The sequence below is a fragment of the Nocardia sp. NPDC004718 genome (assembly GCF_053601535.1).
Map to the genome: position 1 here is coordinate 67,290 of NZ_JBSGCA010000026.1, position 23,778 is coordinate 91,067.

Genomic DNA, 23,778 nt, shown 5'->3' on the forward strand with positions numbered 1-23,778 from the left:
CACTTCTCCGTTCCGAGGATCGAAAGTCAGATCAGGTTCTGCGCGAGTCCACGCGCGACGAACCGGCCGTGCCCCGCGTGCCCGAGGTAGCCACCGTCGTCCACGACGACCCGGCCCCGGGACAGCACCGTGTCGACGTGACCGTCGATCTCGAATCCCTCGTAGGCCGAGTAGTCCATGTTCATGTGATGGGTCTTGCCGAGACCGATGCTGGTGTGGCCGTCCGGGTCGTAGATGACGATGTCCGCGTCCGCTCCCGGGCTGATCACCCCTTTGCGCGGGTACATGCCGAACATCCGGGCCGGTGTGGTGCAGCAGACCTCGACCCAGCGTTCCAGCGAGATCCGGCCGGACCGGACGCCCTGGAACATCAGATCCATCCGGTGCTCGACGCCGCCGATGCCGTTGGGGATCTTGCTGAAGTCCCCGAGCCCCATCTCCTTCTGGCCTTTCATGCAGAACGGACAGTGATCGGTGCCGACGGCCGTGACGTCGCCGGTGCGCAGGTAGCGCCACAGCTTGTCCTGATGCCCTTCGGCCTTCGATCGCAGCGGCGTGGAGCACACCCATTTGGCGCCCTCGAAACCCGGCGCGCCGAGCTGATCCTCGAGCGAGAGATACAGGTACTGCGGGCAGGTCTCACCGAAGACGTTGCGCCCGGCGTCGCGGGCCGCGGCGATCTGAGCCAGCGCCTGCTCGGCCGACACGTGCACGACGTACAGCGGCACGCCGGTCAATTCGGCCAGCATGATCGCACGGTGGGTGGCCTCCTCTTCGAGCTGCCACGGTCGGGTCGTGCCGTGGAAGTACGGCGCGTTGTCCCCTCGCGCGAGCGCCTGTTCGACCAGCACATCGATGGCTATCCCGTTCTCCGCGTGCATCATCACCAGCGCGCCGAGTTCCGCCGCGGACTGCATGGCGCGCAGGATCTGGCCGTCGGTGGAGTAGAAGACCCCCGGGTAGGCCATGAACAGCTTGAAGCTGGTGACGCCCTCGGCCACCAATTCGCTCATGCCCTTCAAGGATTCGTCGTCGACGTCGCCGATGATCTGATGGAAGCCGTAGTCGATCGCGCACTGCCCGGCCGCTTTCCCGTGCCAGGCGGCCAGCGTGTCCTGGACCCGTTCCCCTTGCCGCTGGACGACGAAGTCGATGATGGTGGTGGTGCCGCCCCACGCGGCCGCGCGAGTGCCGGTCTCGAAGGTGTCGGAGGCTTCGGTCCCACCGAAGGGCATCTGCATGTGGGTGTGACCGTCCACGCCGCCGGGGATGACGTATCTGCCGGTCGCGTCGAGCACGCGATCGGCGGACGCGGCGAGATCCGCGCCCAGCGCGACGGAGCCCGGCCGCAGGACGGCGGCGATGGTCTCGCCGTCGACGAGCACGTCGAGCGGCTGCGCTCCGGTGGCGGAGACCACCGTGCCACCGTGGATGAAGGTGCGCGCCATGTCGTTCTCCCCGTTCTCAGGGGGCCACCAGCGGCCCGTAGGCGTCGGGGCGCCGATCGCGGTAGAAAGCCCAGCGGTCGCGCACCACCTTGATCAGGTCCATGTCCAGATCACGGACGACCAGCTCGGGGTCGGTATCGGAGGCGACCTCGCCGACGAACTTGCCTTCGGGGTCGACGAAGTAGCTGGTGCCGTAGAAGTCGTCGTCGCCGTACTCCTCGGCGCCGACTCGATTGATGGCGCCGATGTAGTACTCGTTGGCTACCGCCGCCGCCGGTTGTTCCAGCCTCCAGAGGTAACCGGACAAGCCGCGCGACGTGGCCGACGGATTGAACACGAGTTCCGCACCGGCGAGGGCCAGCGCGCGCCACCCCTCCGGGAAGTGCCGGTCGTAGCAGATGTACACGCCGACCTTGCCCACCGCCGTGTCGAACACCGGCCAGCCCAGGTTGCCCGGCCGGAAATAGAACTTCTCCCAGAATCCGTGCACGTGCGGAAGGTGGTGTTTGCGGTACTTGCCGAGATAGCTGCCGTCGGCGTCGATCACCGCCGCCGTGTTGTACAGCAGACCCGGCTGTTCCTGCTCGTACACCGGCAGGATCATCACCAGGCGCAAATCTTTCGCCAGTTCCGCGAATCGCTCCGTCGTCGGCCCCGGGACGGATTCGGCGTAGTCGTAGAACTCCGTGTCCTGCCGCTGGCAGAAGTACGGGGCGTAGAACAGTTCTTGGAAGCAGATCACCGCGGCTCCGTGCGCGGCGGCGCGGCGCGCGTAGTTCTCGTGCGCCGCGAGCATCGACTCCTTGTCACCGGTCCAGTTCGTTTGGACCAGCGCCGCTCGAACGATTCCCATGCCTCGTTATACGTCACCGGGAACCTGTTCCGTTGTCCGACGAGTGCCGGAAAGCAATTTGTAGCCAATCCGTGGCAACCGCGGTTACGGCGGCATCCCGACCTGCCCGCGCTCGAGCAATCGAGCCGTACTCCCCCACTCGGTCGGGCGAGATGGAATGATTCGCGCTGCATCGTCCGGTGCGCAACCCCGAGTGAAGGAGATTTTCAGCGGTGAGCAGCGAAGTGCAAGCGCGAGAACTCGTCAACGGCCGGCGCACGGGGCGCCGGGGCGTGCCGTGGCGATCGCTGCGGATCCTCGGGGTCCTCGTCGTCGGCGCGGCGCTGGTCGCGTCCGCGACGGGTGTCGTCTCGGCGACCCCGTCGCCTGCTCGGGAGCAGGGCCCGGCCGGCTGTGGCGTACCGACCGCGGGGCAGCCGAACGGTAAGCAGTGGCCCGCCGAACCCGGCATGACCATCGATCCCAACGCGCATTACACGGCGACGCTGATCACCACGTGCGGCACCGTGACCGTCGCCCTGGACGCCGCCCGCGCACCGCGCACCGTCAACTCGTTCGCGTTCCTGGCCGGCGAACGGTACTTCGACCACACGAGGTGCCACCGGATCACCACCGACGGCATCTACGTCCTGCAGTGCGGCGACCCCACCGCGACCGGCATGGGCGGGCCCGGCTATCAATTCCCTGACGAGAACCTGGCGGGCGCGACCTACCCGGCGGGCACGATCGCGATGGCGAACGCGGGTCCCGGCACCAACGGCAGCCAGTTCTTCCTGGTCTACCGGGACGCCCCGCTGCCGCCGGACTACACCCCGTTCGGCCGGGTCACCGCGGGCATGGACGTGCTGAACGCCATCGCCGCCGCCGGAGTCAAGGACGGCTCGTCCGACGGCGCGCCGGCCGCCGACGTGGTGCTCGATTCCGTCGCCGTCCGCAACTGAATTCCCGACGACCACGGTGGCGGCGACGATCGGACGCCGCCACCATGGCCGCCCCGGGGGGCTTGAACGAATCGGTCAGGACACCGCGGCGCGCCGACGCAGCAGCGCCATCGCCGGTTCGACGAACCGGCTGACGACCGGCCCGAGTACCGCCATCAACAGCACGTAGGTCGTAGCCAGCGCGGCGAATTCGGCGGGGACCGCGCCCGCGGCCACCGCGAGCCCCGCGATGACGATCGAGAACTCACCGTGGGCGACCAATGCGGTGCCCGCGCGCGCCCGGCCCAAGCGGCCCGCACCGGCCCGCTTGGCCGCCCACCATCCGGTGGCGATCTTGCTGGCCGTGGTGACCAGTGCCAGCAGGCACGCCCAGCCAAGGACCGGCGGAATGCTCGTCGGGTCGGTGCTCAGACCGAACAGCACGAAGAACAGTGCGGCGAACAGATCGCGCAGCGGTTCCAGGAGCTTGGTGGCGTTGTGCGCGGTCGAGTCCGAGATCGCGATGCCGAGCAGGAACGCGCCGACCGCCGCGGACACTTGCACAGCGGAGGCCGCGCCCGCCACCAGCAGCGCGGAACCCAGCAGTTTCAACAGGAAGATCTCGCGGTCGGCGCTGTCGACGATCGCGGAGACGTAGCGGCCGTAGCGCAGCGCGACGATCAGCACGACCGTGACCGCCGCCAGGGCGATGGCCAGCGTCTTCAGTCCGGCGAGGAAACCGACTCCGGCCAGCACCGCGGTCAGCACCGGCAGGTATCCGGCCATCACCAGGTCCTCGAACACCAGGATGGACAGGATCACCGGCGTTTCCCGGTTGCCGAGCCTGCCCAGATCGTTGAGCACCTTCGCGACGATGCCGGAGGACGAGATGTAGGTGACCCCGGCCATCGCGATGGCGCCGGTGAACCCCCAGCCGAGCCCGAGCGCGACGAGCACACCCGGCGTCGCGTTGAGCACGATGTCCACCACGCCCGCGGCCCACGATCGGCGCATGCCCGTGACCAGTTCCGGCGCGCTGTACTCCAGGCCGAGCAGCAACAACAGCAAGACGACGCCGATTTCGCTGGCGAGATGGATGAAGTCGTCCACCTGCCGCAACTCGACGAGGCCACCGGTGCCGAACACCAGTCCGCCGATCAGATACAGCGGGATGGGCGACATGCCGATGCGCGCGGCGATCCGCCCGAGCAGGCCGAGGCCGAAGAACACCGCGCCCAGCTGGATCAGCGCGAGCGCGGTCTCGTGTGCGACCATGCGCTCAGCCGTCTAACAGGATCTTGGCGGCGGCCTCGAGGCCCTCCACCGTGCCGACGACGACCAGCACGTCTCCAGCGGTGAAGGTGAAGTCCGGCCCCGGCGAGGGAATCGGCTGGCCACTGCGGACCACGGCGACGATGGACGCCTTCGTCCGGGTGCGGATCTGAGTTTCACCCAGCCTGCGTCCGTCGAAGCGGGAGCGGTCCGGGATGGACAGCTGCCGGGTGGTCAGTCCGGTGAACTCGCGGTGTTCCTCGCGCAGTTGTTCGACCAGTTGCGGCGCGCCGAGCAGGCTGGCCAGCACGGCCGCCTCCTTCCCCGACAGCGGCACCTGCTCGGTCTCGTCGGGGTTGTCCGGCTTGCTCACGATGAGGTCCATCGTGCCGTCGCGATGGTCGATCACCCCTATCCGGCGTCGTGTATTGGTCAGCGGAAAATCCTTGCGCACACCTATACCCGGCAGGGGTGTCACCTCAACATTCACGACCCCACCCTATCGACCCGCCCGTTACGACCCGTCGACGGGTGACCGAATTGTCCGTATTTCTCGCCGTTTCCGCACGCCACTCCGGCCTTGCGAGTTGGACCACGGTTCACCGCCCGTGGTAAGAGAAATGACGTGTCCCGTACATGCCTCCGTCGCCGAGCCGTTGGATTCAGTTTCCGCGACGACCGCGCCGCGCGAGTCCGGTGACGGTCGCCCGAGCGGTGAATCGGTTGCTCCGGCCGGGTGCGGTCGCCCCCGCGGCGGCCGTGCCGCGGGCGGGCGCCGGAGGGTACCGGCACGATCTGGACGGGCTGCGCGGCGTGGCGATCGCGCTGGTCGTGGCGTTCCACATCTGGTTCGGCCGGGTGTCGGGCGGCGTGGACGTGTTCCTGGCGCTGTCCGGGTTCTTCTTCACCGGCTCGCTGCTGCGCGGCGTGGCAGCCACCGGCACGGTCCGTGTCGCGCACACCACTCGCCGGCTCGCCCGCCGATTACTGCCCGCCCTGGTCACGGTTCTGGCGGCCGTGGTCGCGGCGACCGTGCTGCTTCGCCCGTTCACCCAGTGGGGCGAGATGGCGGCGCAGACACTGGCGTCGCTGCTGTACTACCAGAACTGGTATCTGGCGCTGTCCTGGTCGGACTACCTGGCCGCCGATCCGTCGGTGAGCCCGTTGCAGCATCTGTGGTCGATGGCGGTGCAGATGCAGTTCTACCTGCTCGCGCTGATCGTCGTGGCGTCGGTCGCGGGTCTGTGCCTGCGTTTCGCCCGTCCGGGCGCAGTGCGTCCGGCCTTGGCGATCGTGCTCGCCGCGGGCGCGGTGGCCTCGTTCGTCTACGCCGCGCACGGTACCGCGGTGCATCAGGGCTGGAACTACTACGACAGTTTCGCCCGCGCCTGGGAACTCCTCGCCGGGGCGCTGCTGGCGATCGTCGCGCCGTGGCTGTCGCCGCCGCGGTCGGTGCGGGTCGCGGCCGCTGTCCTCGGCGCGGTCGCGGTACTCACGTGCGGTTGGTTGATCGACGGCGCCGATCGGTTCCCCGGTCCCGCCGCGCTGGTGCCGGTCGGGGCCACATTGGCGCTGATCGTCGCGGGCGGCGATCTCGCCGCCGCCGATCAGCCACTACCGAACCGGCTGCTCGGCGCACCGGCCGCGGTGCGCCTCGGCGAACTGTCCTACGCGCTGTATCTATGGCACTGGCCGATCCTGATCTTCGTCCTGGCGCGGACCGGAGCCGCGACCGCGGGACTCGGCGTGGGTCTGGGCGTCGCCGGGGCGTCGCTGGTACTCGCCTACCTGACCAACCGGTTCATCGAGGAGCCACTACGAATGCGGTCCGGTCGTCCGGCCGGAAAGACGCCCGCCCGCGGACGCCGCACCGGCCGGCTGGTCGCGGCGCTCGGCATCGCGGTACTCGCGGCGGCGCTGGGCGAGCAGGTGGTGACCAAGGCGAATCCGCCGCGAGCGGTGGCCGGGCTGGACTCGGCGCGCTATCCCGGCGCGGAAGCACTGGTCAACGGTGTGAGCGCGCCCGAGGCTCCGATGCGGCCGAGCATGTACGAAGCGCCGGCGGACGCGGCCTACCCCTCGCGCGACGGCTGCATCGCGGACTGGGATACCCGCGAGGTCATCACCTGCACCTATGGCGACGCCGCCGCGGAGCGCACCATCGCGGTGGTGGGCAGCTCGCATGCCGAGCACTGGGTGCCCGCGCTCGACCTGCTCGCCCGCGAGCACTCCTTCCGGGTCGAGGTCTACCTGAAGATGGGCTGCCCGCTGACCGTGGCGGCGGAACCGATGTACAAGGGTGAAGCGAATCCGGACTGCCGCGACTGGTCCGTGGAGGTGATCGACCGCCTGGGCGTCGAACGCCCGGAGTGGGTGTTCACGACAGCGACCCGCCCTCGTGACGGCGCGGGTGACGAGACCCCGGCCGACTATCTGGACGTCTGGACCCGGCTGGCCGACCGCGGACTCAACGTGCTCGCCATCCGTGACACGCCGTGGCTGCGGCGCGACGGCGTGCGGTACCGGGCCATCGATTGCCTCGCCCAGCACGGTGACCGGATCAGCTGCGGGATGCCGCGCGCCGACGCGCTCAACGCGGTCGATCCGGCACTGGAGTTCGCCGCCTCGTTCCCCAACGTGTTCCCGCTGGACCTGTCCGACGCACTGTGCGAACGCGACGTGTGCGCGGTCACCGAGGGCAACGTCCTGATCTACCACGACGAGCATCACCTCACCGCCAGCTATTCGCGATCGCTGGCACCGGAACTCGGCAGGCAATTGGCGCCGATCCTCGGCTGGTGGTGAGCCGGAACCGGATCAGTTCAGCCGCAACATGTCCGGCCAGGCTCGCGACCACGGCACGAGCGGTTGCGCGCAGCGCCAGACAGTGACGCCCCGGGTGACCCCCGGGAATCCGAGACGAGCGTCGACTTGCCCGATCGGGGTCACCTCGGCGCAGTGGGCGCGCACATCGGCCTCGGTGCCGCCCACCCACAGCACCGTCGTCGCCGTGTCCGGCGGGGTGCCGAAATAGCCGAAGCCGCGATTCGGACTGAAGACGGCGGGCAGGCCATGGGTCGCGCGAGCGAGGTCCAAGGAGCTGGCCTGCCAATAGGAATCGGCGATCACCACGGCCGAAGCCCGCTCAGGCTCCGGCAGCGCCGCGTAGGCCGCCGCGGTCCCGGCCGCGAGTTCGGACCAGCCGAACCGCCCGTAGACCGCGATCTCCAGCCCCGCCTGGGCTTGGGTGTCGACCGGCTCGATGTCGGATTCCGGGCGCAGGGGCAGCGAGAAGATAACCAGCGCAACGGATATCGCGGCCACCGCCACGGTGAGGATCACACGCGGTCGCCACTGGTTCGCCATCCACCGCACCGCACCGACCGCGATCAACGCTCCGTAGCAACCCGCCGCATAGTACGGCCGTCCACCGGTCGCGATGAAGACCACGATCAGCACCAACGGCAGGACACCGAGAAACCGGTACGGCCGCAAGCTTTCGGCACGGAACAGGGTCCACACCCCGTACACCAGCAGCAATCCACCGATCAATCCGGCGGCGGCGAGCGCGAGCGGCAGCCAGATGTAGCGCCCACCGATCGTGGCCTGCTCCGCGGCGACCACACCGGCCAGACGCAGCTGCGGCCACCCGTGCGCCGCCTGCCAGACCAGGCTGGGCACCGAGGTGAGGACGACGATCGCGGCGCCCCACCACAGGGCGGGGCGGCGCAGCAGCTCACGCGGTCCGTAGATCGCCACCCCGGTCACCAGTGCGAGCCAGAAGAAGGGAATCAGCCACTTGACCTGCATATCCACCGCGGTGAACAGCGCCGAGGCCAGCAGCAAGCCATCGTGGCGGGTGCGGACCCAGCGGATCACCAGCCAGCTCACCACCACCCACAGCGCCGTGTCGATCGTATTGGTGGCCAGCTGATCACCCTGCACCAGCAGGAACGGCGAGGTGGCATACGCGGCCGCGGCCAGCACCTGCGCCGGGCGACCGCCCCCGAACTCCCTGGCGATCTGGGCGGTCACCACCACCGCGGCCACGGTGACCAGCACGGCCGGAAGACGCAGCGCCATCAGCGAATCCGGGGCGAGTAGATCGGTCATCCGCGCGATCGCGGGTAGCAGCGGCCCCTGATCGGCGTAGCCGACCGCGAGCCTGCGGCCCGCCGCGACGAAATACAGCTCGTCGCGGAAGAATCCGTACCGCCCGATGGAAACCAGCAGCGCCACCGCACCCAGCGCCGCCACCGCGCCGACTCCACCGAAGGCGAACGAGGGCAACGGTTCCGTGGAATCGTCCCCGCGCCGCAGGGTGTCCAGTACGTCAGTCATCCTCACCCGCTTTCCGGGTCGCCGTGTCGAACAACCGGCACAGGTGTGCCGTGTACGCGTCCATCGCGAAGTCCGGTTCCCGGACCGCCCGTCCGGCCGCGCCATCGATGGCGTCGCGGATGGACTTGGCCATCAAGAGCGGATCGAACTCGCCGAACTCGCCGGTGCGCTGCCCTTCGGTGAGGATGTCGACCAGCGGCGCGATGATGTCGCGTTCACCGTCGGCGGAGGCGAACTTCGGGTTGCCGTCCGCGTCCCGCAGATTCGTCACCACCTCGACCAGCGCCGCCACATACGTGGTGTTCGCATCGATGAAACCGAGGTTCGATTCGAGGTAGGCCAGCAGGCTCGCGCGCGGTCCGGCCGCCGCTCCGACCCGTGGCGCGATGTACTCCGCGGCGGCGACGTAGAGCTGGACCACCAGCTGCGTCATCAGATCGTCCTTGCCCTCGAAGTGGTAGGAGATGACGCCCTTGGAGATGCTCGCGTGCTCGGCGATCCGCGCCAGCGAAGCGTTCGCGTACCCGACCTCGGAGATCACCTCCACCGCGGAGGCGATGATCTGCCGCCGTCGCGCCTCCTCGATGAAAGACCGCCGTTGGCCACTCGTACTGTTTTCTGTCCGCATGGTCAAATTTTAGCACGAGCGGACTGTAAGCCCGCTGATGAGCGACGACTCGAATGGAGCGCCGTCGAGAGCGATCCGGATACGAGTGATGCGGCCGTCGCCGTGCACCGTCACCTGCGCCCTGGAAAGCGAATGGGCCGCGTCTCCGGGGAGACGCGGCCCATCGGCGGAACCTTTACAGGTACTGACCGGTGTTCGACTCGGTGTCGATGGCGCGGCTGGCACTGGCGTTCTTACCGGTGACCAGCGTGCGGATGTAGACGATCCGCTCGCCCTTCTTACCGGAGATGCGTGCCCAGTCGTCCGGATTCGTGGTGTTGGGAAGGTCCTCGTTCTCGGAGAACTCGTCCACGATCGAATCGTAGAGATGCTGGATGCGCAGACCCGGGTTGCCCGTGTCGAGCACTGCCTTGATGGCGTACTTCTTGGAGCGGTCCACGATGTTCTGGATCATGGCACCGGAGTTGAAGTCCTTGAAGTACAGGACCTCCTTGTCACCGTTGGCGTAGGTGACCTCCAGGAAGCGGTTGTCCTCGCTCTCGGCGTACATCCGGTCGACGACGCGTTCGATCATGGCGTTGATGCACAAGAGCTTGTCGCCGCCGAACTCGGCCAGGTCGTCGTCGTGCAGCGGCAACTCCTTGGTGAGGTACTTCGAGAAGATGTCCTGCGCCGACTCCGCGTCCGGACGCTCGATCTTGATCTTCACGTCCAGGCGGCCCGGCCGCAGGATCGCGGGATCGATCATGTCCTCACGGTTGGAGGCGCCGATCACGATGACGTTCTCCAGGCCCTCGACACCATCGATCTCCGACAGCAGCTGCGGCACCACCGTGGTCTCGACGTCGGAGGAGACGCCGGAGCCGCGGGTGCGGAAGATGGAATCCATCTCGTCGAAGAACACGATCACCGGCGTGCCCTCGGACGCCTTCTCGCGAGCCCGCTGGAAGATGATCCGGATGTGGCGCTCGGTCTCACCCACGAACTTGTTGAGCAGCTCGGGGCCCTTGATGTTCAGGAAGTACGACTTGGCTTCCTTGGCATCCTCACCGCGCGCCTCGGCGATCTTCTTGGCCAGCGAGTTGGCCACCGCCTTGGCGATGAGCGTCTTACCGCAGCCGGGCGGACCGTAGAGCAGCACACCCTTCGGCGGACGCAGCGCGTACTCGCGGAAGAGGTCCTTGTGCAGGAACGGCAGCTCCACCGCGTCGCGGATCTGCTCGATCTGCCTGCCGAGACCGCCGATGTCGCTGTAGTCGACGTCGGGCACCTCTTCCAGCACGAGGTCCTCGACCTCGGCCTTGGGGATGCGCTCGAAGGCGAAACCGGCCTTCGTGTCGACCAGCAGCGAGTCGCCCGGCCGCAGCTTGCGGATGGGGGAATCGGGATCATCGAGGTCGTCCATCTCGGCGACCTTCGCCAGCGGGCCCGCCAGCCACACCACACGCTCCTCGTCGGCATGGCCGACGACCAGGGCGCGACGGCCGTCATCGAGGATCTCCCGGAGGGTGCCGATCTCGCCGACCGCGTCGTAGTGCCCGGCCTCGACGACCGTGAGCGCCTCGTTGAGGCGGACGGTCTGACCGTATTCGAGCGTCGAGGTCTCGATGTTCGGTGAACACGTCAACCGCATCTTGCGACCCGAAGTGAACACGTCGACCGTCTGATCGTCGTACACACCGATCAGAATGCCGTATCCGCTCGGCGGCTGACCCAGCCGATCGACCTCCTCGCGCAGCGCGACCAGCTGCTGGCGCGCTTCCTTGAGGGTGTCCATCAGCTTCGTGTTGCGAATGGTCAGCGAATCGATGCGGGCTTCCAATTCCCGTGTGCGATCCGGCGAATCGGCGAGTTGCCTTCGGAGTGCAGCCGCCTCGGCGCGCACTGCCTCGAGCTCTCTCCAGGCCGCCGAATCCGAATTCTCGATGGGGCTCATGTGCTGCTCCTCCCAGTCCCGGTCTATCAACGCTACCGGGCGCGACCCGTTCTCGCTTTCCGACATGGTTTCGTGGTGATCACATCTGGGCCGCGATCGGCGGCCGGACCACCATGTTAGCCTGCCCTAACCCGACCCTGGCGAGCCTCCTCGCCACTCGAGCCGAAAGGTTGCCGACCATGCTCCTTCCCGCGAGAACCCTGCGTGTTTCCCTCGTCACCGCCGCGGCGGCGATGGCCATCTCCGGCGCGGTGGCGGCGTGCGGCTCCGACGACGACTCCACCGGCGCGGCGACCTCGGCCACCACCAGCGCCGCGGCGTCGGTCACCCATGATCACACCGACCATGCGACCGGCGCCCCGACCGCAGAGACCTTGCAGGCGGTGCTGGTCGAACTCACCGATCCGGCTGTACCCACGGCAGCGAAGACCAAGCTGATCGTCGACGGCGAAAAGCGGACGGCGAACATCGACCGGATGAACGCGGGCCTGCAGGGCTACGCGCTCACCTTCGCCGTCGCCGACATCACCACCCAGGGCACCACCGCGAACGCGCAGGTGACCATCACCTCCCCGCACGGCGCCGCCCCCGCCGTGCCGCTGAGCTGGGAAAATGTCGACGGCACCTGGAAGCTGTCGGACGCGAGCGGCTGTCTGCTGCTCGGCTTCGCGCAGGCGCCCTGCGTCCCGGCCTGAGTCGGCCACACTCCCCGCCCGCCCGGCCGCGCTCAGCCCTTCGACGGCCTGCGCTGCGGCTTGGGCGTGACGGTGCCCTCGGCGAGCCTGCGGGCGCTGACCAGGAAGGCGGTGTGACCCTGCATGCGATGTTCGGGCCGCACGGCGAGGCCGACCACATGCCACGGCCGCACCAGCGACTCCCAGGAGCGTGGCTCGGTCCAGCACTCCTGCTCGCGCAGCGCTTCGACCACTTTCGACAGCTGGGTGACGGTGGCCACATAGACGATCAGCACGCCGCCCGGCACGAGCGCCTTGGACACCGCCGGTAGCGCATCCCACGGCGCGAGCATGTCCAGTACCGCGCGATCCACCGGCTCCCCGGTGTAGTCGGCCACGTCACCCACGGTCAGCGACCAGTTCGCCGGCCGCTCGCCGAAGAACGTCTCGACGTTGCGGATCGCGTGCTCGGCGTGGTCGGCGCGGATCTCGTAGGACACCACCTGCCCCTGCGGCCCCACCGCCCGCAGCAGCGAGCAGGTCAGCGCACCGGACCCCGCGCCGGCTTCCAGCACACGCGCGCCGGGGAACATGTCGCCCTCGTGCACGATCTGCGCGGCGTCCTTCGGGTAGATCACCGCGGCGCCGCGCGGCATGGACAGCACGTAGTCGATCAGCAGCGGACGCAGTGCGAGGTAGGGCGTGCCGTTGGTGGAATGCACCACGCTGCCCTCGTCGGCGCCGATCAGGCTGTCGTGCTTGATCCCGCCGCGATGGGTATGGAATTCCTTGCCCGGCTCCAAGACCACCGTGTACAGGCGTCCTTTGGCATCGGTCAGCTGCACCCGGTCACCGATGGTGAATGGCCCGGTCCGTCTGGCCGTCATGAATCTCCGTTCCACTTGTCGGAATCGTGCTGTGACGCACCGGCGTGTCGGTGCCGCCGGATAGCCTGCCAGGTATGTGCTCGCCCGTGTCCACGCCCCCTGCCGACGACGCGCGGACCGCCCCGCCCGATGCGACGGCCACCCGCGCCCGGCCCGCGCTCTCGCCTTCCCGGGCAATGGATTTCAAGCAGTGTCCGCTGAAATACCGCTTCCGCGCGATCGATCGGATACCGGAGCGACCCTCGGTGCACGCGGTGCGCGGCACGGTGGTGCACGCGGTGCTGGAGGACCTTTACGGGCTGCCCGCGGCCGAGCGGGTGCCCGAGCGCGCCGATGCCCTGGTGCCGACGGCGTGGGCGCGGGTGCACGCCCAACAGCCGGAGGTGGCGGAACTGGTCGCCGCCGGGCAACTCGACGCGTTCCTCGAGGACGTGCGCGCGCTGGTGCGCCGCTACTACCGGCTGGAGGATCCGACCCGGTTCGATCCGGAGTCGCGCGAAGCTCGGGTGGAGGTGGAACTGGCCGACGGCGCGCCGCTGCGCGGGTTCGTCGACCGGATCGACCTCGCGCCCAGCGGCGCCCTGCGCGTCGTGGACTACAAGACCGGCCGTGCGCCGGGGCCGACCCAAGAGACCAAAGCGCTGTTCCAGTTGAAGTTCTACGCGCTGGTCGTGCTGCGCACCCGCGGCCTCGTGCCCGCCCAACTGCGGCTGATCTACCTCGCCGACGAGCAGATCCTCACCTACACCCCCGAGGAGCAGGAGTTGTTGCGCTTCGAGCGCACGCTCTCGGCACTGTGGGCGGCCATTCTCGAGGCGGGCCGTACCGGGGACTTCCAGCCGAACACCAGCTGGCTGTGCTCGTACTGCGACTACAAGCCTTTGTGCCCGGCATTCGGCGGCACGCCGCCGCCCTACCCTGGCTGGCCGAGCGGCGGCGTCACCGAATCCCCGGACGAGACCCTGGCCGAAGCCGTCTCGGACTGACGAGCTAGTGGCGCAGCGCGGCCACCAGGAAGTCCAATGACGTCCCGCGCTCGCCGAGCAGGAAAACCGCTCCGATCAGGACCACGACCAGCACCGCGTCGCCCGCGATGATGAACAGATTTCGTATCCGGGTCCACGCCGGGACGCGCGCGGCGACACCGTCGGCCGTCGGGGTGGTCGCTCGTCGGCCCGGCTCCGCCGCGGCCTTCTCGTCGTTGGTCCTGTCCGACACGCCCGACAGTCTTCCCGATGAGGCCGGTGGTTTCGAGCCGACCCGCGAATTCGGCCGGTGAACATTTCCCGAACGGCGGGCCGACCGGCCCCGATGTCCAGGACCGGGCGACACCGCGTGCCCGAGTTTCGGTTGCGCATCCATGGGAGCCGACGCTCAGGCGGTGAAATTGTGGAACAACAGCACCGAGAGTCCGAGACCCACCGCGAGATTCACGACCGCCGCGGACCCGAACACCACGACCGGCCGCCAGCCCGCTTCCCGCAGTCCGCGCAGCGAGAACTCCAAGCCGATGGAGACGAACGCGAAGATCAGGAACCAGGTGCGCAGATCGTTGATGATCGCGATGTGCGCCGCGCCGGACTTCTTGTCCACCGCCTGTAGGTACAGCGTGCCGATGATCGAGGCGGCGATGAAGCCGAGCACGAACTTCGGGAACCGCTCCCAGAACTGGCGCGGCGAGGGTCGCACCGCACCGGCCACCCGCTCGACGCGCAGCGTGAAGTACGCGGTCAGCGCGATGGCGACCACGCCGATCAGCGCGTTCTGCGTGGTCTTGACGATGGTGGCGATCTGCAGCGCCTTCTCCCCCGCGATCGCGCCGGAGGCCGCGACCGCCGCCGTGGTGTCGATATTGCCGCCGATCCAGGCGCCCGCGACCGCGTCCGACAAGCCGAACACCTCCGCCAGCCAGGGCAGCAGGAAGATCGAGGGCAACGCGAAGACGATCACCAGCGAGGCCGCGTAGGCGATCTGCTCGCGCCGCGCCTGCACCGCGCCCGCCGCGGCGATGGCCGCGCTGACACCGCAGATCGACACCGCCGAGGACAGCAGCGCACGCAACTTGTCGTCCAGCCCGAGGCGTCCGCCCAGCCACCAGGTGAAGCCGAACACGGTCGTGATCAGCAGCAACGCTTGCAGGATCGACGGACCCGCCGCGGTGACCAGGACCTTCAGGTTGATCGAAGCGCCGAGCAGCACCACGCCGGTCTTGATGAAGAATTCGGTGCGAAATCCCGCCGAAAGCCGGTCGCGCAGTGCGAGTTTGCTCAGCACGACATTGCCGAGCAGACCCAGGGCGATGGCGTACACCGGGTATTCGACGGACTTGGCGACTCGCTGGAACGGAGTGCCCACTGCCCACTGCGGCACGTGTGTCTCGAAGTAGCGGGTGAGTGCGCCGAGCACGATCACGACCGCGATACCGGCCGCGATGGTCCCGGCGGTCGGCCGGGAGGTCGCCTGCACCGCTTCCGTCTCGGATGACGGGATTGCGCCGGGCGCGGCCACGCCGGAATCCCTGTCCGCCAGGGCCTTCGATTCCTTCGCCGGTTCGGCGCCGGTCTCGGCCATCACGGCACCAGCCAATCCGGAATCGCACCGAGCAGAACCAGCGCGATCAGGATCAGCCCGGCGATCGCCGCCAGCCAGTCCTCGTTCCAGGTGAATGTGCTGCCCGACTGCTCCTCGGGTGGTGACTGTGACACGGGGGCTCCTTGCGTTTCCTCATCGAGAGGCCGCACGGTAGCAACCCCCGGTCACAGGGCACACCGATTGCGCTCAGCCTGAACGAATCAGGCGTATCGGACGAATCCGGCGTTCAGAATGCGCGGCAGGAGCGAATGTCCGTGGCCAGGATGGCTTTCGCGCCCAGATCGGCCAGCTTGTCCATCAACTCGTTGCTCTGCTTGCGCGGCACCAGTGCGCGCACCGCGACCCAGCCGGTGTCGGCCAGCGGCGCCACGGTCGGCGATTCCAACCCGGGGGTGATGACGAACGCGTCGTCGATCAGGTCCTTCGGGCAGTCGTAGTCCAGCATGACGTACTGCTGGGCGAAGACCACGCCCTGGATCCGGGCGACGAGCTGATTCCGTGCCCGGTCGCCGCGATCGGCGTCCTTGCGCTCGACCAGCACACCCTCGGAGTCGCACAGCGATTCACCGAACGCGACGAGGTTGTGCTGGCGCAGCGTGCGCCCGGAGCCGACGACGTCGGCGATGGCGTCGGCGACGCCGAGCTGGATGGAGATCTCCACCGCGCCGTCGAGGCGGATCACCTCGGCCTCGATGCCGCGGCCGCGCAGATCGTCGAGCACCAGGTTCGGGTAGGAAGTGGCGATGCGCTTGTCGGCGAGGTCCTCGACCTTCCACTCCCGTCCGGCCGGGGCGGCGTAGCGGAAGGTGGAGCGGCCGAAGCCGAGAGCGAGCCGTTCCTGCACCGGTGCGCCGGAATCGAGGGCGAGATCACGACCGGTGATGCCGAGATCCAGCTCCCCGGAACCGACGTAGATCGCGATGTCCTTGGGCCGCAGAAAGAAGAACTCGACCTGGTTGGCCGGGTCGAGCACGGTCAGATCGCGGGAATCGGTGCGCTTGCGGTAGCCCGCCTCGGCGAGGATCGAGACGGCGGATTCGGAGAGGGCGCCTTTGTTGGGGACTGCGACGCGCAGCATGGAGGGAGTCCTTTCGGGAGGAGAAACGGGGTGTCGGACGGCCGTCATCACAGATGTCGGTACACGTCTTCGAGCTTCAGCCCGCGACCCACCATCAGCACCTGCACCCAATACAGCAGCTGGGAGATCTCCTCGGCGAGCGACTCGTCGCTCTCGTGTTCGGCGGCCAGCCACACTTCTCCGGCCTCCTCGAGCACCTTCTTACCCTGGGCATGCACGCCTGCGTCCAGCGCGGCAACGGTTCCGGACCCCTCGGGGCGGTTGACCGCACGATCCTGCAGTTCGGCGAACAGGGATTCGAAGTTCTTCACGATGAGCCATTGTTTCAGACCCGGATGCGGGTCTGTTGCTCCGGCCCACGATGGCCGGTAACGGCGACCGCCCGGTTCCTCCACCCCGGACCGGGTGCGGAGGAACCGGGCGGAAAGCGGCTAGTTCCCGGCCAGCAGCGCCTGCAGGTCGGCGACCGCCGTGCGGAGGTGGTCGGCGAACGCGTGCATCTGGTCGGCGACCGGTTTCGGAGTGGCCAGGTAGAGATTCCAGCGGTCCGGCAGCAGGACGTAGGCGATGCCGATGCAGCGGGGGCTGGTGGAACCGAAACCGAAGTAGCGGATGTTGACCGACGGCGCCGAGCTGGTGCTCAGGTAGTCGTCGCGCATGATCGTCCAGCCGGGGCTGTCGTAGAGCGGGATCGGATCGGTGACGCCCAGTTCCGCGCCGCGGCGGCGCTGGATCCACTGCAGCTCCCACAGGTGCTGCTCGGGCGCGTCCCCAGCCTGGCACTGCTTGGCCCGCTCCACGTGCGCGGACGCGGCCGTCCGCGCCGCGGCGAGCTTCGCCTCGGCGCTCGCCTCCTGGTCCTGCATCGCGTCCACGAAGGCGATCATCTCCGGGGTGATCACCCGCATGGCCTCGGTGCGGCCGTTGCGGTACTGCCTGGTCGCGATGGACTCGTAGGTCGCGCCGGTGAGCCCCTTGCTGCGCCGATGGGCCAGCTGGTAGCTCAACTGCGCGAACGCGTCCGGCGAGATGCCCAGCTGCTTGGCCCTGGCGGTGCCGAAGTCCGGGAACGACACCGTCTGGGTGGCGTTCGCCGCGGCGTACTGGGCGAAGGCGGAGGCCGCCGCGGCGATATCGCCGCGCTGCGCCTCGTCGAGCACGAACTCGACCGGCTCCACCGCGGGCAGTCCCTGCGCCTGTGCGCCGGAGTGGGCGGCGTGATCCGGCACCGAGGTTTCCAGGAGGGTGTCCACGAACGACAGGATGGTGGTGCCGTCGAGTCCGCAGTGCTCGACATTGATGCCCGCCTGTCCGTCGGCGAAGACGATGAAGGACACCGACTTGTCGAACCACCGGTTCGCGCTGTCGCCGTGCAGCAACTCGTCGCAGGCGTGCAGTTCGTCGCGCGGGGTGAAGTCCTCGAGGCAGACGGCGAACAGCGCGGTCTCGATGGTGTCCAGCGCCGCGGCGTTCGCAGGCTCGGCCAGCAGCCGCTGCCTGCTCTGGGCCCATTCCGCGCGGGCCTTGGTGGTGAGGTGCCCGACGGCGGTGTCGGTGCGGGCAGGGCGGGCGCCCGCCTTCAGCACCGCGCGCAGCCCGTCGGCGAGATCCTCCGGCGAGTACGGCGCTCCGTCCGGGCCGATCACGTCCATCCGGAAGGTGCTGCCGTGAAAGAACACCACGATGTGCCGGGCCTGCGAGTGACCCGGCCATTCCGGGCTGTAGGGGACCCGGACCGTGTCCTGCTCCACGCCGGGGATCCTGGTCTCGGAGAAGAGATACTTGTTCTGCCACATGGACAGCTGCTGCCCGCGCTGGGTCACCGGCGGGATGGCCTCCCGGTCGAGGGCCAGCTTGTAGTCGACGGCGGCGGAGATGATGCCCGCCGCCCGGTCCACCTGAGTCGCGGCGGTGGAGGTGGCCAGTGGGGTGTCGTCCCGGAACAGGAAGAAGAAGTTCGCGTTCAGGGCGATCCGGTCCCGCCTGCCCAGGTATCGCGACGGCCAGAACAGGTCGAGCCAGCTGCCGACGCCGGGCGTCGCGTCGTACTCCGCGAGCGCCGCGTGCAGCGTGCGCCCCGGCCCGTCGGGGCGCAACAGGTCGTCGACCGCGGCCCGGGTGGCGGCGATCTCGTCGGCGGTCAGCAGCGGCTCGCACCACTGCAGGAACCGGCCACAGCTGTCCTCCAGCGTCGGCAGGGGCACCCGGGGTAGGTGGTCGTCGGCGGCGAAGGTGCGTTCGGTCAATGCGAGTCCTCGGTGTCGGCGTGATGTTTCGGCAGCGGCCTGGACACGTACAGGTTGGCATACAGCCAGCCCTGGTCTTCCCGGCCGGTCGTGTCGATCCCGTTGGCGGACAGGGTGTTCAGCACCTGCGCCTGTTCGGCCGCGGAGGCGAACCTGCGTTGCTCGTACAACCCCGGCGCCTGCTCGGTCCGGTAGCCGAGCGCGGCGAGTTCCGCCTCGATCGGTGCGAAGTCGAACATGCGCAGTACGAAGTGTGCCATCCACGGGCGCCTGCGCGGGTGCGCGGTGGCCACTCGAGTCAAGGTTTTCTCGGTGATGTACCCGACGCAGCCGGTGGAGACGACCAGATCGGCGGTCGCGAGCAGGGCGCGCTGCTCGTCGGTCGGCTCGCCGGACTCGAGGTCGGCGTGCACGACGTCGTGCAGGAGCCCGGCCTCCCGCGCGTACTCCAGGGCTGGGCGGGCGGCGTCCATACCGAGGAAGCGGACGTCCGCCACCGCGGCCCGCGCCGCGACGCGGTCTCGATCGCGCCGGATCAGACCGGCCCGATCGGTGTCGGCGGCGGCGTAATGCTCGGCCAGCTCGCCGATCGTGGTGTCGAGGCGCAGCAGCGCGGCGTTCACGCCGTAGGAGCAGCCGAGGTCGAGCACGGTCGGCACGGCGACCCGGGCGGACGCGCGGTATTCCCGAATCTGCTGCTGGAAGAACGGTTTCGCCAGTTCCGGAATGCGGTAGTCCAATTCGGACATGCGCGCGTAGTAGGCGCGCGGATCGGGGCGGACGTAGATATCGTCGAAAGACGCTTTCCCGGTGGTGTCTAACGGCACTGGCACTGTCGGTCCTCTCGGGTCGAGCTCGGTCAGTCGAGCCGTTCGGCTCAGTCGAGCAGTCGATCGCCCCGGACGGCGTCGGCCGCGGCGGCTAGGTGGTCGGGTAGCACGCGGCCGAACAACTGCCGGGTGCGCTCCACCGTGCCGACCATCCCGGGACGATCGGTGTAGGCGAAAATGGCCGAATGGCGCTGACGCGCACCGTCGACGGGTGAGACGCGGTGCAACGAGAAGCGACCCTGGAACAGCTGCAGGTCGCCCGGACGCAGTTCGAGCCGCTGGACGATGCGCTCGCCGGTGCCGGTGAGCACGGCGCGGACGTCGTCGAGGTGTTCCGCCTCGGGTGTGCGGATGTTGGGGCAGTACTCGAAGACGCCGCCTTCCTCGGCGGGCTGGGTCAGCATCGAGACGGTGAATTCGTTGGTGTCGAAATGCCAGGGGTGCGACATGCCCGGCGCGACGACGTTCAGGCACAGTCCCGCGAGGGGATCGGCGAATTCGTGCAATTCCGACAGGTCGAAGCAGTCGGCGACGAATCGCTGGAACAGCTCGTCGGTGTAGAGCCGGTGGATCAGCGCGTCGGCGGGGATGCGGTCGCGGGGCACGAAGGCGTTGCCCCGCTCGAGCACGATCCGGCCCGGATGATCCTCCGGCAGGTCCGCGTCCAGCGGAATGTTGTAGGCGTTGACCCGCTCGACCTCGTAGTGCGCGTGCGGTGCCATCAGCTCGCCCTGTGCCCGCAACGTCTCGGTCAGTTCCGGACGGATGAAGCCACGCAGCACGGTGCAGCCGGTGTCGGCCAGTTCCGCACGGGCGCGCCGAACAGCTTCCCGCAGCGCGGGTCCTTCCGGGTCCGCCAGGGGATACCGTCCGGTATCTACGATCTCGTCGAGGACGCCCAACGCTGCCATGGCGTCATTTTGGTGGAGCGGTCGCCGACACGCCCGGGATTCGGCGAGATTGCCGGTGATGACAGTCACACCTATTATCTGCACGCACACCCGTTGCGGCACAGTAACTCTCGGCATGGCCGGTGCGCCGATATCGCGCAACCCGGCCACCCGGATGGCTCAACCCCGCACGCGCAGAGCGTTTTCGAGTTCCGCGACGGTCAACCCGATCAGCGAATCCCGGAATACCCGCCCTGGCGCGGGCGGCACGGGAATCTCGCACGGAACGACCACCACCGCGCAGCCCGCGGCCTGCGCCGCACGCGTACCGGTCGACGAATCCTCCACCGCCACACACTGTTCCGGATCGAGCCCGAGCAGCTCGGCAGCGCGCAGGTAGACATCCGGCTCCGGCTTGCCGTGCGCCACCTCGTCGCCGCAGACCGAGACATCGAAGAAGTCCCGGCCCAGCGTGTCGAGACCGAACTCCGTGAGCGACCGCTTGGTATTGGTGACGAGCGCGCTGGCCAGCCCCGCCGCGCGCACCATGGCCAGGGCATCCTTCGCACCAGGCCGCCACGGGATGGGGCCGGTCATCAATTCGGTCACCCGCCGCTCCAGGAACTCCCCCGCCGCACGCAACGAGTCCGGCGTGGGCTCGATGCCCAAGCCGGTGAACATGATCCGCAGCGCGTTCGGGCCGGACGCCCCGATCAGCGCGTGCCGGATCGCATCGGTCATCTCGTGACCGTGCTCACGTGCCAGTTCCCGCACCGCGACATCCCAGAGCTTCTCCGAGTCGAGGAGCGTGCCGTCCATGTCCCAGAGCACTCCAGCCAGTCGCGCTGTCACGTTTCGGTCCTTCTCCCAGCTCTCGTCCATGTCACGGGCACCGCGGCGACCGTGCGAGATCACCCTGCCGCCGCACGAACCGTACCGCCGGGACGAAGCCGCTCCGCAGCCGAGCCTGCTCACCCTCGGATGGCTGGGCTACTTGATGGCGCAGGCCAGGACTCGGCCGTCTCCCCTAGGTACCCGATGCGGCGATCTGCAACTTGGCACTGTCGCCGACGACCTCGATCCAGCGGCTCTCGGAAGTCGTCGTGCCGTTCTTCAAGGTGTAGGTCAACGCGACGACCGCCCGATTCGCGCCGTTCTGCGTAACCGAGCCCACGCTCACCGAGCGAATCGTGCCCCAGAAGTTCACGTAGGAGTCGTAGCCGGTCTTGGCCTGGTAGCCGGGGGCAAGCTGCGTCCAGGCGCCGGACACGTTGGTGGGCAGCATGCCGTAGTAGCCCTGGATGAACGAGGCGATCCGGTCGGGCGTCGGCGGACCGGACGGGGTGGTCGTAGCGGTGGCGGCCGGTCCCGTGGTGGTCGGGGCAGGGCTCGACGTGGGCTGAGGCGGGGTGCTGGGCGGCGGAGTCGTGCTCGGCCCGGGGTTCGTCGTTTGCGCCGGAGGGGTGGTGCCCGGGGCAGGCGGGGGCAGCGGAGCACCCGCTGACGTGGGCGCGGGCCCCGGCACGGGTCCAGAAGTGGGCGCGGGCGCTGAGGAGGCGGATGTTTGCGCCGGGGCGGGAGCGGGAGCTTGCACCGGCGCCGGTCGCGGCTCGGCTCCGGCCGCGTCGGCCGGCGCCTGCGTGTTCTCGGGCGCGACGGCGGCCGGAGGCTCGACCGACGACGTCGGCGCGGCGCCGCCCTCGCCGTCCACGCCGGCCAGCGTCGCGATGATGCCGACCAGGATCAGCACCCCGACCACCGCGGCGACTTCCACGGCGATCAGCCTGCGGCGCTGCCTGCCGCTCAGAACACTCCGCAACGTCGCCGCCACCCCGGCCAGCCTCGGCACCGACCGGGACGTAACTCCTTGCGGCACGGCCGGACCCGGCACAGCGGCGGGTACGACCGCGGTGACACCGGTGTCATCCGACCGCTCCGGCGATACGGCAGCGGCGGGGTCGGGCAGCACGGTCGTCGTGGCGACGGGGGCGGGGATCACCTTGGTCACCGAGGCGGGCAGCTCCGGATCCCGTCCCGCCGCGACGGCTTCGAGGAGCGCTTTCGCCTCCCGCATGGTCGGGCGGTCGGCGACGGCCGGGGCGAGCAGGTACATCAGCACCGGCCCCAGCGCGCCGGCCGCTTCCGGCGCCGGGATTTCGCCCCGCGCCACCGCGTGCAGCAGGGCCAGCGGGTTGTCGCTCTCGCCGAACGGTGGAGCGCCCTGCACCGCCGCGTACAACGTCGAACCGAGAGCGAAGACGTCGGAAGCCGGTTCCGGGTCCTCGCCGCGCGCCACCTCGGGCGACAGGTAGGCCGGTGTCCCGGCGAGAAACCCGGTGGCCGTGACCGTCACGTCGCCGACCGCGCGGGAGATGCCGAAGTCGGTGATCTTGACCGTGCCGTCGTCGGCGACCAGCAGATTCGCCGGCTTCACGTCCCGGTGCATGATCCCCGCGTCGTGCGCCGCGGCCAAGGCGCTCGCCGCCTGCGCGCCGATCCGAGCGACCTCCAGCGGCGGCAGCGTCCGGTTGCCCGACAGCTTGGTCGCCAGGCTCGGCGCGTCCAGGTACTCCATGACCAGCCAGGGCTGGCCGTCTTCCTCGGCCACGTCGAACACGGTGATGGCATTCGGGTGGTGCAGCCGCGCGGCGATCCGCCCCTCCCGCATGGCACGCCGTTTCGCCTCCAGCGCGGCCGATCCGGTGAGTCCGGGACCGAGGAGAACCTGTTTGACCGCGACGGTGCGCTGCAGCCGGACGTCGGTGGCCCGCCACACCACGCCCATGGCGCCGGTGCCGATCGGATCCGTGAGCCGGTAACGTCCCGCGATCAATCGATCCGCCGTCATGGTGGTGTGCCTCTTCCTACTTGCGCGCCTAGCCGTCTCGCACTCCACACGCAAGCCCGGAAGAATTCCGAAAGCGTACGCGTCGAGGTGCTTTGCACCACTGAGCAGGGACGCGAACGCATCCGCCGACTGCCCCGGATGCAGTTACAACGCCTTCGACAATGGCACATCCACCCGACACACAGCCACCTCCCGGTGCGGGGACGGACGATCGCCCAGGTAAACCGCGCGCGCCCGCCACTGTGACGCGCCGACGAGCGCCCCGATGCACGCGAGACATGACATCCGGGCAGGTAGCAAAGGCCCTCTCCACGAGAGCATCTCGCTATTGCTCA

At 68.8% G+C, this 23,778-nt stretch carries 22 protein-coding genes; 4 read left to right on the top strand and 18 right to left on the bottom strand.

Going from position 1 to position 23,778, the window contains the following annotated elements; genetic code table 11:
• Positions 1-26: 26 nt before the first annotated feature.
• The gene (hydA, locus tag ACWEH3_RS20865; protein ID WP_450020625.1) at positions 27-1,448 is read right to left on the bottom strand and encodes a dihydropyrimidinase; all 1,422 of its coding nucleotides are present in this window, start codon (positions 1,446-1,448) and stop codon (positions 27-29) included.
• A 16-nt stretch (positions 1,449-1,464) separates the two neighbouring features.
• The gene (locus tag ACWEH3_RS20870) at positions 1,465-2,301 is read right to left on the bottom strand and encodes a nitrilase-related carbon-nitrogen hydrolase (protein WP_450020627.1); all 837 of its coding nucleotides are present in this window, start codon (positions 2,299-2,301) and stop codon (positions 1,465-1,467) included.
• 212 nt (positions 2,302-2,513) lie between these two features.
• Here ACWEH3_RS20870 and ACWEH3_RS20875 point away from each other — a divergent pair, with 212 nt between their 5' ends.
• On the top strand, positions 2,514-3,242 hold the full coding sequence (locus tag ACWEH3_RS20875; protein ID WP_450020629.1) for a peptidylprolyl isomerase: 729 nt from the start codon (positions 2,514-2,516) through the stop codon (positions 3,240-3,242).
• A gap of 75 nt (positions 3,243-3,317) precedes the next feature.
• On the opposite strand, the gene ACWEH3_RS20880 is transcribed toward ACWEH3_RS20875, so the two are convergent.
• Positions 3,318-4,496, bottom strand: coding sequence for a cation:proton antiporter (locus tag ACWEH3_RS20880; protein ID WP_356962043.1), 1,179 nt, complete (start codon positions 4,494-4,496; stop codon positions 3,318-3,320).
• Between the two features lie 4 nt (positions 4,497-4,500).
• Entirely contained in the window at positions 4,501-4,983 is a 483-nt protein-coding gene (locus tag ACWEH3_RS20885) for a cation:proton antiporter regulatory subunit (RefSeq protein WP_450020631.1), read from the bottom strand.
• 224 nt (positions 4,984-5,207) lie between these two features.
• Here ACWEH3_RS20885 and ACWEH3_RS20890 point away from each other — a divergent pair, with 224 nt between their 5' ends.
• Positions 5,208-7,298, top strand: a complete 2,091-nt coding sequence (locus ACWEH3_RS20890) for an acyltransferase family protein (protein ID WP_450020633.1) — start codon at positions 5,208-5,210, stop codon at positions 7,296-7,298.
• Between the two features lie 12 nt (positions 7,299-7,310).
• Here ACWEH3_RS20890 and ACWEH3_RS20895 read toward each other — a convergent pair whose 3' ends face one another.
• The 3 genes from ACWEH3_RS20895 to arc form a co-directional block, all read right to left on the bottom strand.
• Positions 7,311-8,834, bottom strand: coding sequence for an ArnT family glycosyltransferase (locus ACWEH3_RS20895; protein WP_450020635.1), 1,524 nt, complete (start codon positions 8,832-8,834; stop codon positions 7,311-7,313).
• Positions 8,827-9,462, bottom strand: coding sequence for a TetR/AcrR family transcriptional regulator (locus ACWEH3_RS20900; RefSeq protein WP_450020637.1), 636 nt, complete (start codon positions 9,460-9,462; stop codon positions 8,827-8,829). Before ACWEH3_RS20900 ends, ACWEH3_RS20895 begins: the two co-directional genes overlap by 8 nt.
• Positions 9,463-9,637: 175 nt before the next feature.
• Positions 9,638-11,398 carry a proteasome ATPase gene (arc, locus tag ACWEH3_RS20905; RefSeq protein ID WP_450020639.1) on the bottom strand — a complete coding sequence of 587 codons (1,761 nt, stop codon included), beginning with the start codon at positions 11,396-11,398 and terminating at the stop codon, positions 9,638-9,640.
• A gap of 179 nt (positions 11,399-11,577) precedes the next feature.
• On the opposite strand from arc, the gene ACWEH3_RS20910 reads away from it, so the two are divergent.
• Complete coding sequence (locus ACWEH3_RS20910) at positions 11,578-12,093, top strand: hypothetical protein (RefSeq protein ID WP_450020640.1); 516 nt, start codon at positions 11,578-11,580, stop codon at positions 12,091-12,093.
• A gap of 32 nt (positions 12,094-12,125) precedes the next feature.
• On the opposite strand, the gene ACWEH3_RS20915 is transcribed toward ACWEH3_RS20910, so the two are convergent.
• Positions 12,126-12,959 (bottom strand): tRNA (adenine-N1)-methyltransferase, encoded by an 834-nt coding sequence (locus tag ACWEH3_RS20915; RefSeq protein WP_355077516.1) that lies wholly within the window; start codon positions 12,957-12,959, stop codon positions 12,126-12,128.
• 176 nt (positions 12,960-13,135) lie between these two features.
• On the opposite strand from ACWEH3_RS20915, the gene ACWEH3_RS20920 reads away from it, so the two are divergent.
• The gene (locus ACWEH3_RS20920) at positions 13,136-13,945 is read left to right on the top strand and encodes a RecB family exonuclease (RefSeq protein ID WP_450020651.1); all 810 of its coding nucleotides are present in this window, start codon (positions 13,136-13,138) and stop codon (positions 13,943-13,945) included.
• Between the two features lie 4 nt (positions 13,946-13,949).
• Here the strand turns inward: ACWEH3_RS20920 and ACWEH3_RS20925 are convergent, their stop codons facing one another.
• The 10 genes from ACWEH3_RS20925 to ACWEH3_RS20970 all read right to left on the bottom strand — a co-directional run bounded on the left by ACWEH3_RS20925 (position 13,950) and on the right by ACWEH3_RS20970 (position 23,443).
• Positions 13,950-14,177 carry a hypothetical protein gene (locus ACWEH3_RS20925; RefSeq protein WP_450020642.1) on the bottom strand — a complete coding sequence of 76 codons (228 nt, stop codon included), beginning with the start codon at positions 14,175-14,177 and terminating at the stop codon, positions 13,950-13,952.
• A 156-nt stretch (positions 14,178-14,333) separates the two neighbouring features.
• Complete coding sequence (locus tag ACWEH3_RS20930; RefSeq protein ID WP_450020644.1) at positions 14,334-15,530, bottom strand: YeiH family protein; 1,197 nt, start codon at positions 15,528-15,530, stop codon at positions 14,334-14,336.
• Positions 15,530-15,664 (bottom strand): hypothetical protein, encoded by a 135-nt coding sequence (locus ACWEH3_RS20935; RefSeq protein ID WP_355077510.1) that lies wholly within the window; start codon positions 15,662-15,664, stop codon positions 15,530-15,532. Before ACWEH3_RS20935 ends, ACWEH3_RS20930 begins: the two co-directional genes overlap by 1 nt.
• A 113-nt stretch (positions 15,665-15,777) precedes the next feature.
• The gene (hisG, locus tag ACWEH3_RS20940; RefSeq protein ID WP_450020647.1) at positions 15,778-16,629 is read right to left on the bottom strand and encodes an ATP phosphoribosyltransferase; all 852 of its coding nucleotides are present in this window, start codon (positions 16,627-16,629) and stop codon (positions 15,778-15,780) included.
• A 47-nt stretch (positions 16,630-16,676) separates the two neighbouring features.
• Positions 16,677-16,958 carry a phosphoribosyl-ATP diphosphatase gene (locus ACWEH3_RS20945; protein WP_450020653.1) on the bottom strand — a complete coding sequence of 94 codons (282 nt, stop codon included), beginning with the start codon at positions 16,956-16,958 and terminating at the stop codon, positions 16,677-16,679.
• Between the two features lie 102 nt (positions 16,959-17,060).
• A complete protein-coding gene (locus ACWEH3_RS20950) occupies positions 17,061-18,875 on the bottom strand; it encodes a choline/carnitine O-acyltransferase (RefSeq protein ID WP_450014818.1) in 1,815 nt (604 codons plus the stop codon).
• Positions 18,872-19,708, bottom strand: a complete 837-nt coding sequence (locus ACWEH3_RS20955) for a class I SAM-dependent methyltransferase (protein ID WP_450014819.1) — start codon at positions 19,706-19,708, stop codon at positions 18,872-18,874. Before ACWEH3_RS20955 ends, ACWEH3_RS20950 begins: the two co-directional genes overlap by 4 nt.
• 44 nt (positions 19,709-19,752) lie before the next feature.
• Entirely contained in the window at positions 19,753-20,616 is an 864-nt protein-coding gene (locus ACWEH3_RS20960) for a HalD/BesD family halogenase (protein ID WP_450014820.1), read from the bottom strand.
• A gap of 159 nt (positions 20,617-20,775) precedes the next feature.
• Positions 20,776-21,477, bottom strand: coding sequence for an HAD family hydrolase (locus ACWEH3_RS20965; RefSeq protein WP_450014821.1), 702 nt, complete (start codon positions 21,475-21,477; stop codon positions 20,776-20,778).
• A 145-nt stretch (positions 21,478-21,622) separates the two neighbouring features.
• Positions 21,623-23,443 (bottom strand): protein kinase domain-containing protein, encoded by a 1,821-nt coding sequence (locus ACWEH3_RS20970; protein ID WP_450014822.1) that lies wholly within the window; start codon positions 23,441-23,443, stop codon positions 21,623-21,625.
• Positions 23,444-23,778 lie beyond the last annotated feature (335 nt).

Bases quoted from the DNA above. Each gene is read 5' to 3' on its own strand.
- hydA (WP_450020625.1), bottom strand. From the start codon at position 1,448: ATGGCGCGCACCTTCATCCACGGTGGCACGGTGGTCTCCGCCACCGGA.
- ACWEH3_RS20870 (WP_450020627.1), bottom strand. From the start codon at position 2,301: ATGGGAATCGTTCGAGCGGCGCTGGTCCAAACGAACTGGACCGGTGAC.
- ACWEH3_RS20880 (WP_356962043.1), bottom strand. From the start codon at position 4,496: ATGGTCGCACACGAGACCGCGCTCGCGCTGATCCAGCTGGGCGCGGTG.
- ACWEH3_RS20895 (WP_450020635.1), bottom strand. From the start codon at position 8,834: ATGACTGACGTACTGGACACCCTGCGGCGCGGGGACGATTCCACGGAA.
- ACWEH3_RS20900 (WP_450020637.1), bottom strand. From the start codon at position 9,462: ATGCGGACAGAAAACAGTACGAGTGGCCAACGGCGGTCTTTCATCGAG.
- arc (WP_450020639.1), bottom strand. From the start codon at position 11,398: ATGAGCCCCATCGAGAATTCGGATTCGGCGGCCTGGAGAGAGCTCGAG.
- ACWEH3_RS20910 (WP_450020640.1), top strand. From the start codon at position 11,578: ATGCTCCTTCCCGCGAGAACCCTGCGTGTTTCCCTCGTCACCGCCGCG.
- ACWEH3_RS20915 (WP_355077516.1), bottom strand. From the start codon at position 12,959: ATGACGGCCAGACGGACCGGGCCATTCACCATCGGTGACCGGGTGCAG.
- ACWEH3_RS20920 (WP_450020651.1), top strand. From the start codon at position 13,136: ATGGATTTCAAGCAGTGTCCGCTGAAATACCGCTTCCGCGCGATCGAT.
- ACWEH3_RS20930 (WP_450020644.1), bottom strand. From the start codon at position 15,530: ATGGCCGAGACCGGCGCCGAACCGGCGAAGGAATCGAAGGCCCTGGCG.
- hisG (WP_450020647.1), bottom strand. From the start codon at position 16,629: ATGCTGCGCGTCGCAGTCCCCAACAAAGGCGCCCTCTCCGAATCCGCC.
- ACWEH3_RS20960 (WP_450014820.1), bottom strand. From the start codon at position 20,616: ATGGCAGCGTTGGGCGTCCTCGACGAGATCGTAGATACCGGACGGTAT.
- ACWEH3_RS20965 (WP_450014821.1), bottom strand. From the start codon at position 21,477: ATGGACGAGAGCTGGGAGAAGGACCGAAACGTGACAGCGCGACTGGCT.
- ACWEH3_RS20970 (WP_450014822.1), bottom strand. From the start codon at position 23,443: ATGACGGCGGATCGATTGATCGCGGGACGTTACCGGCTCACGGATCCG.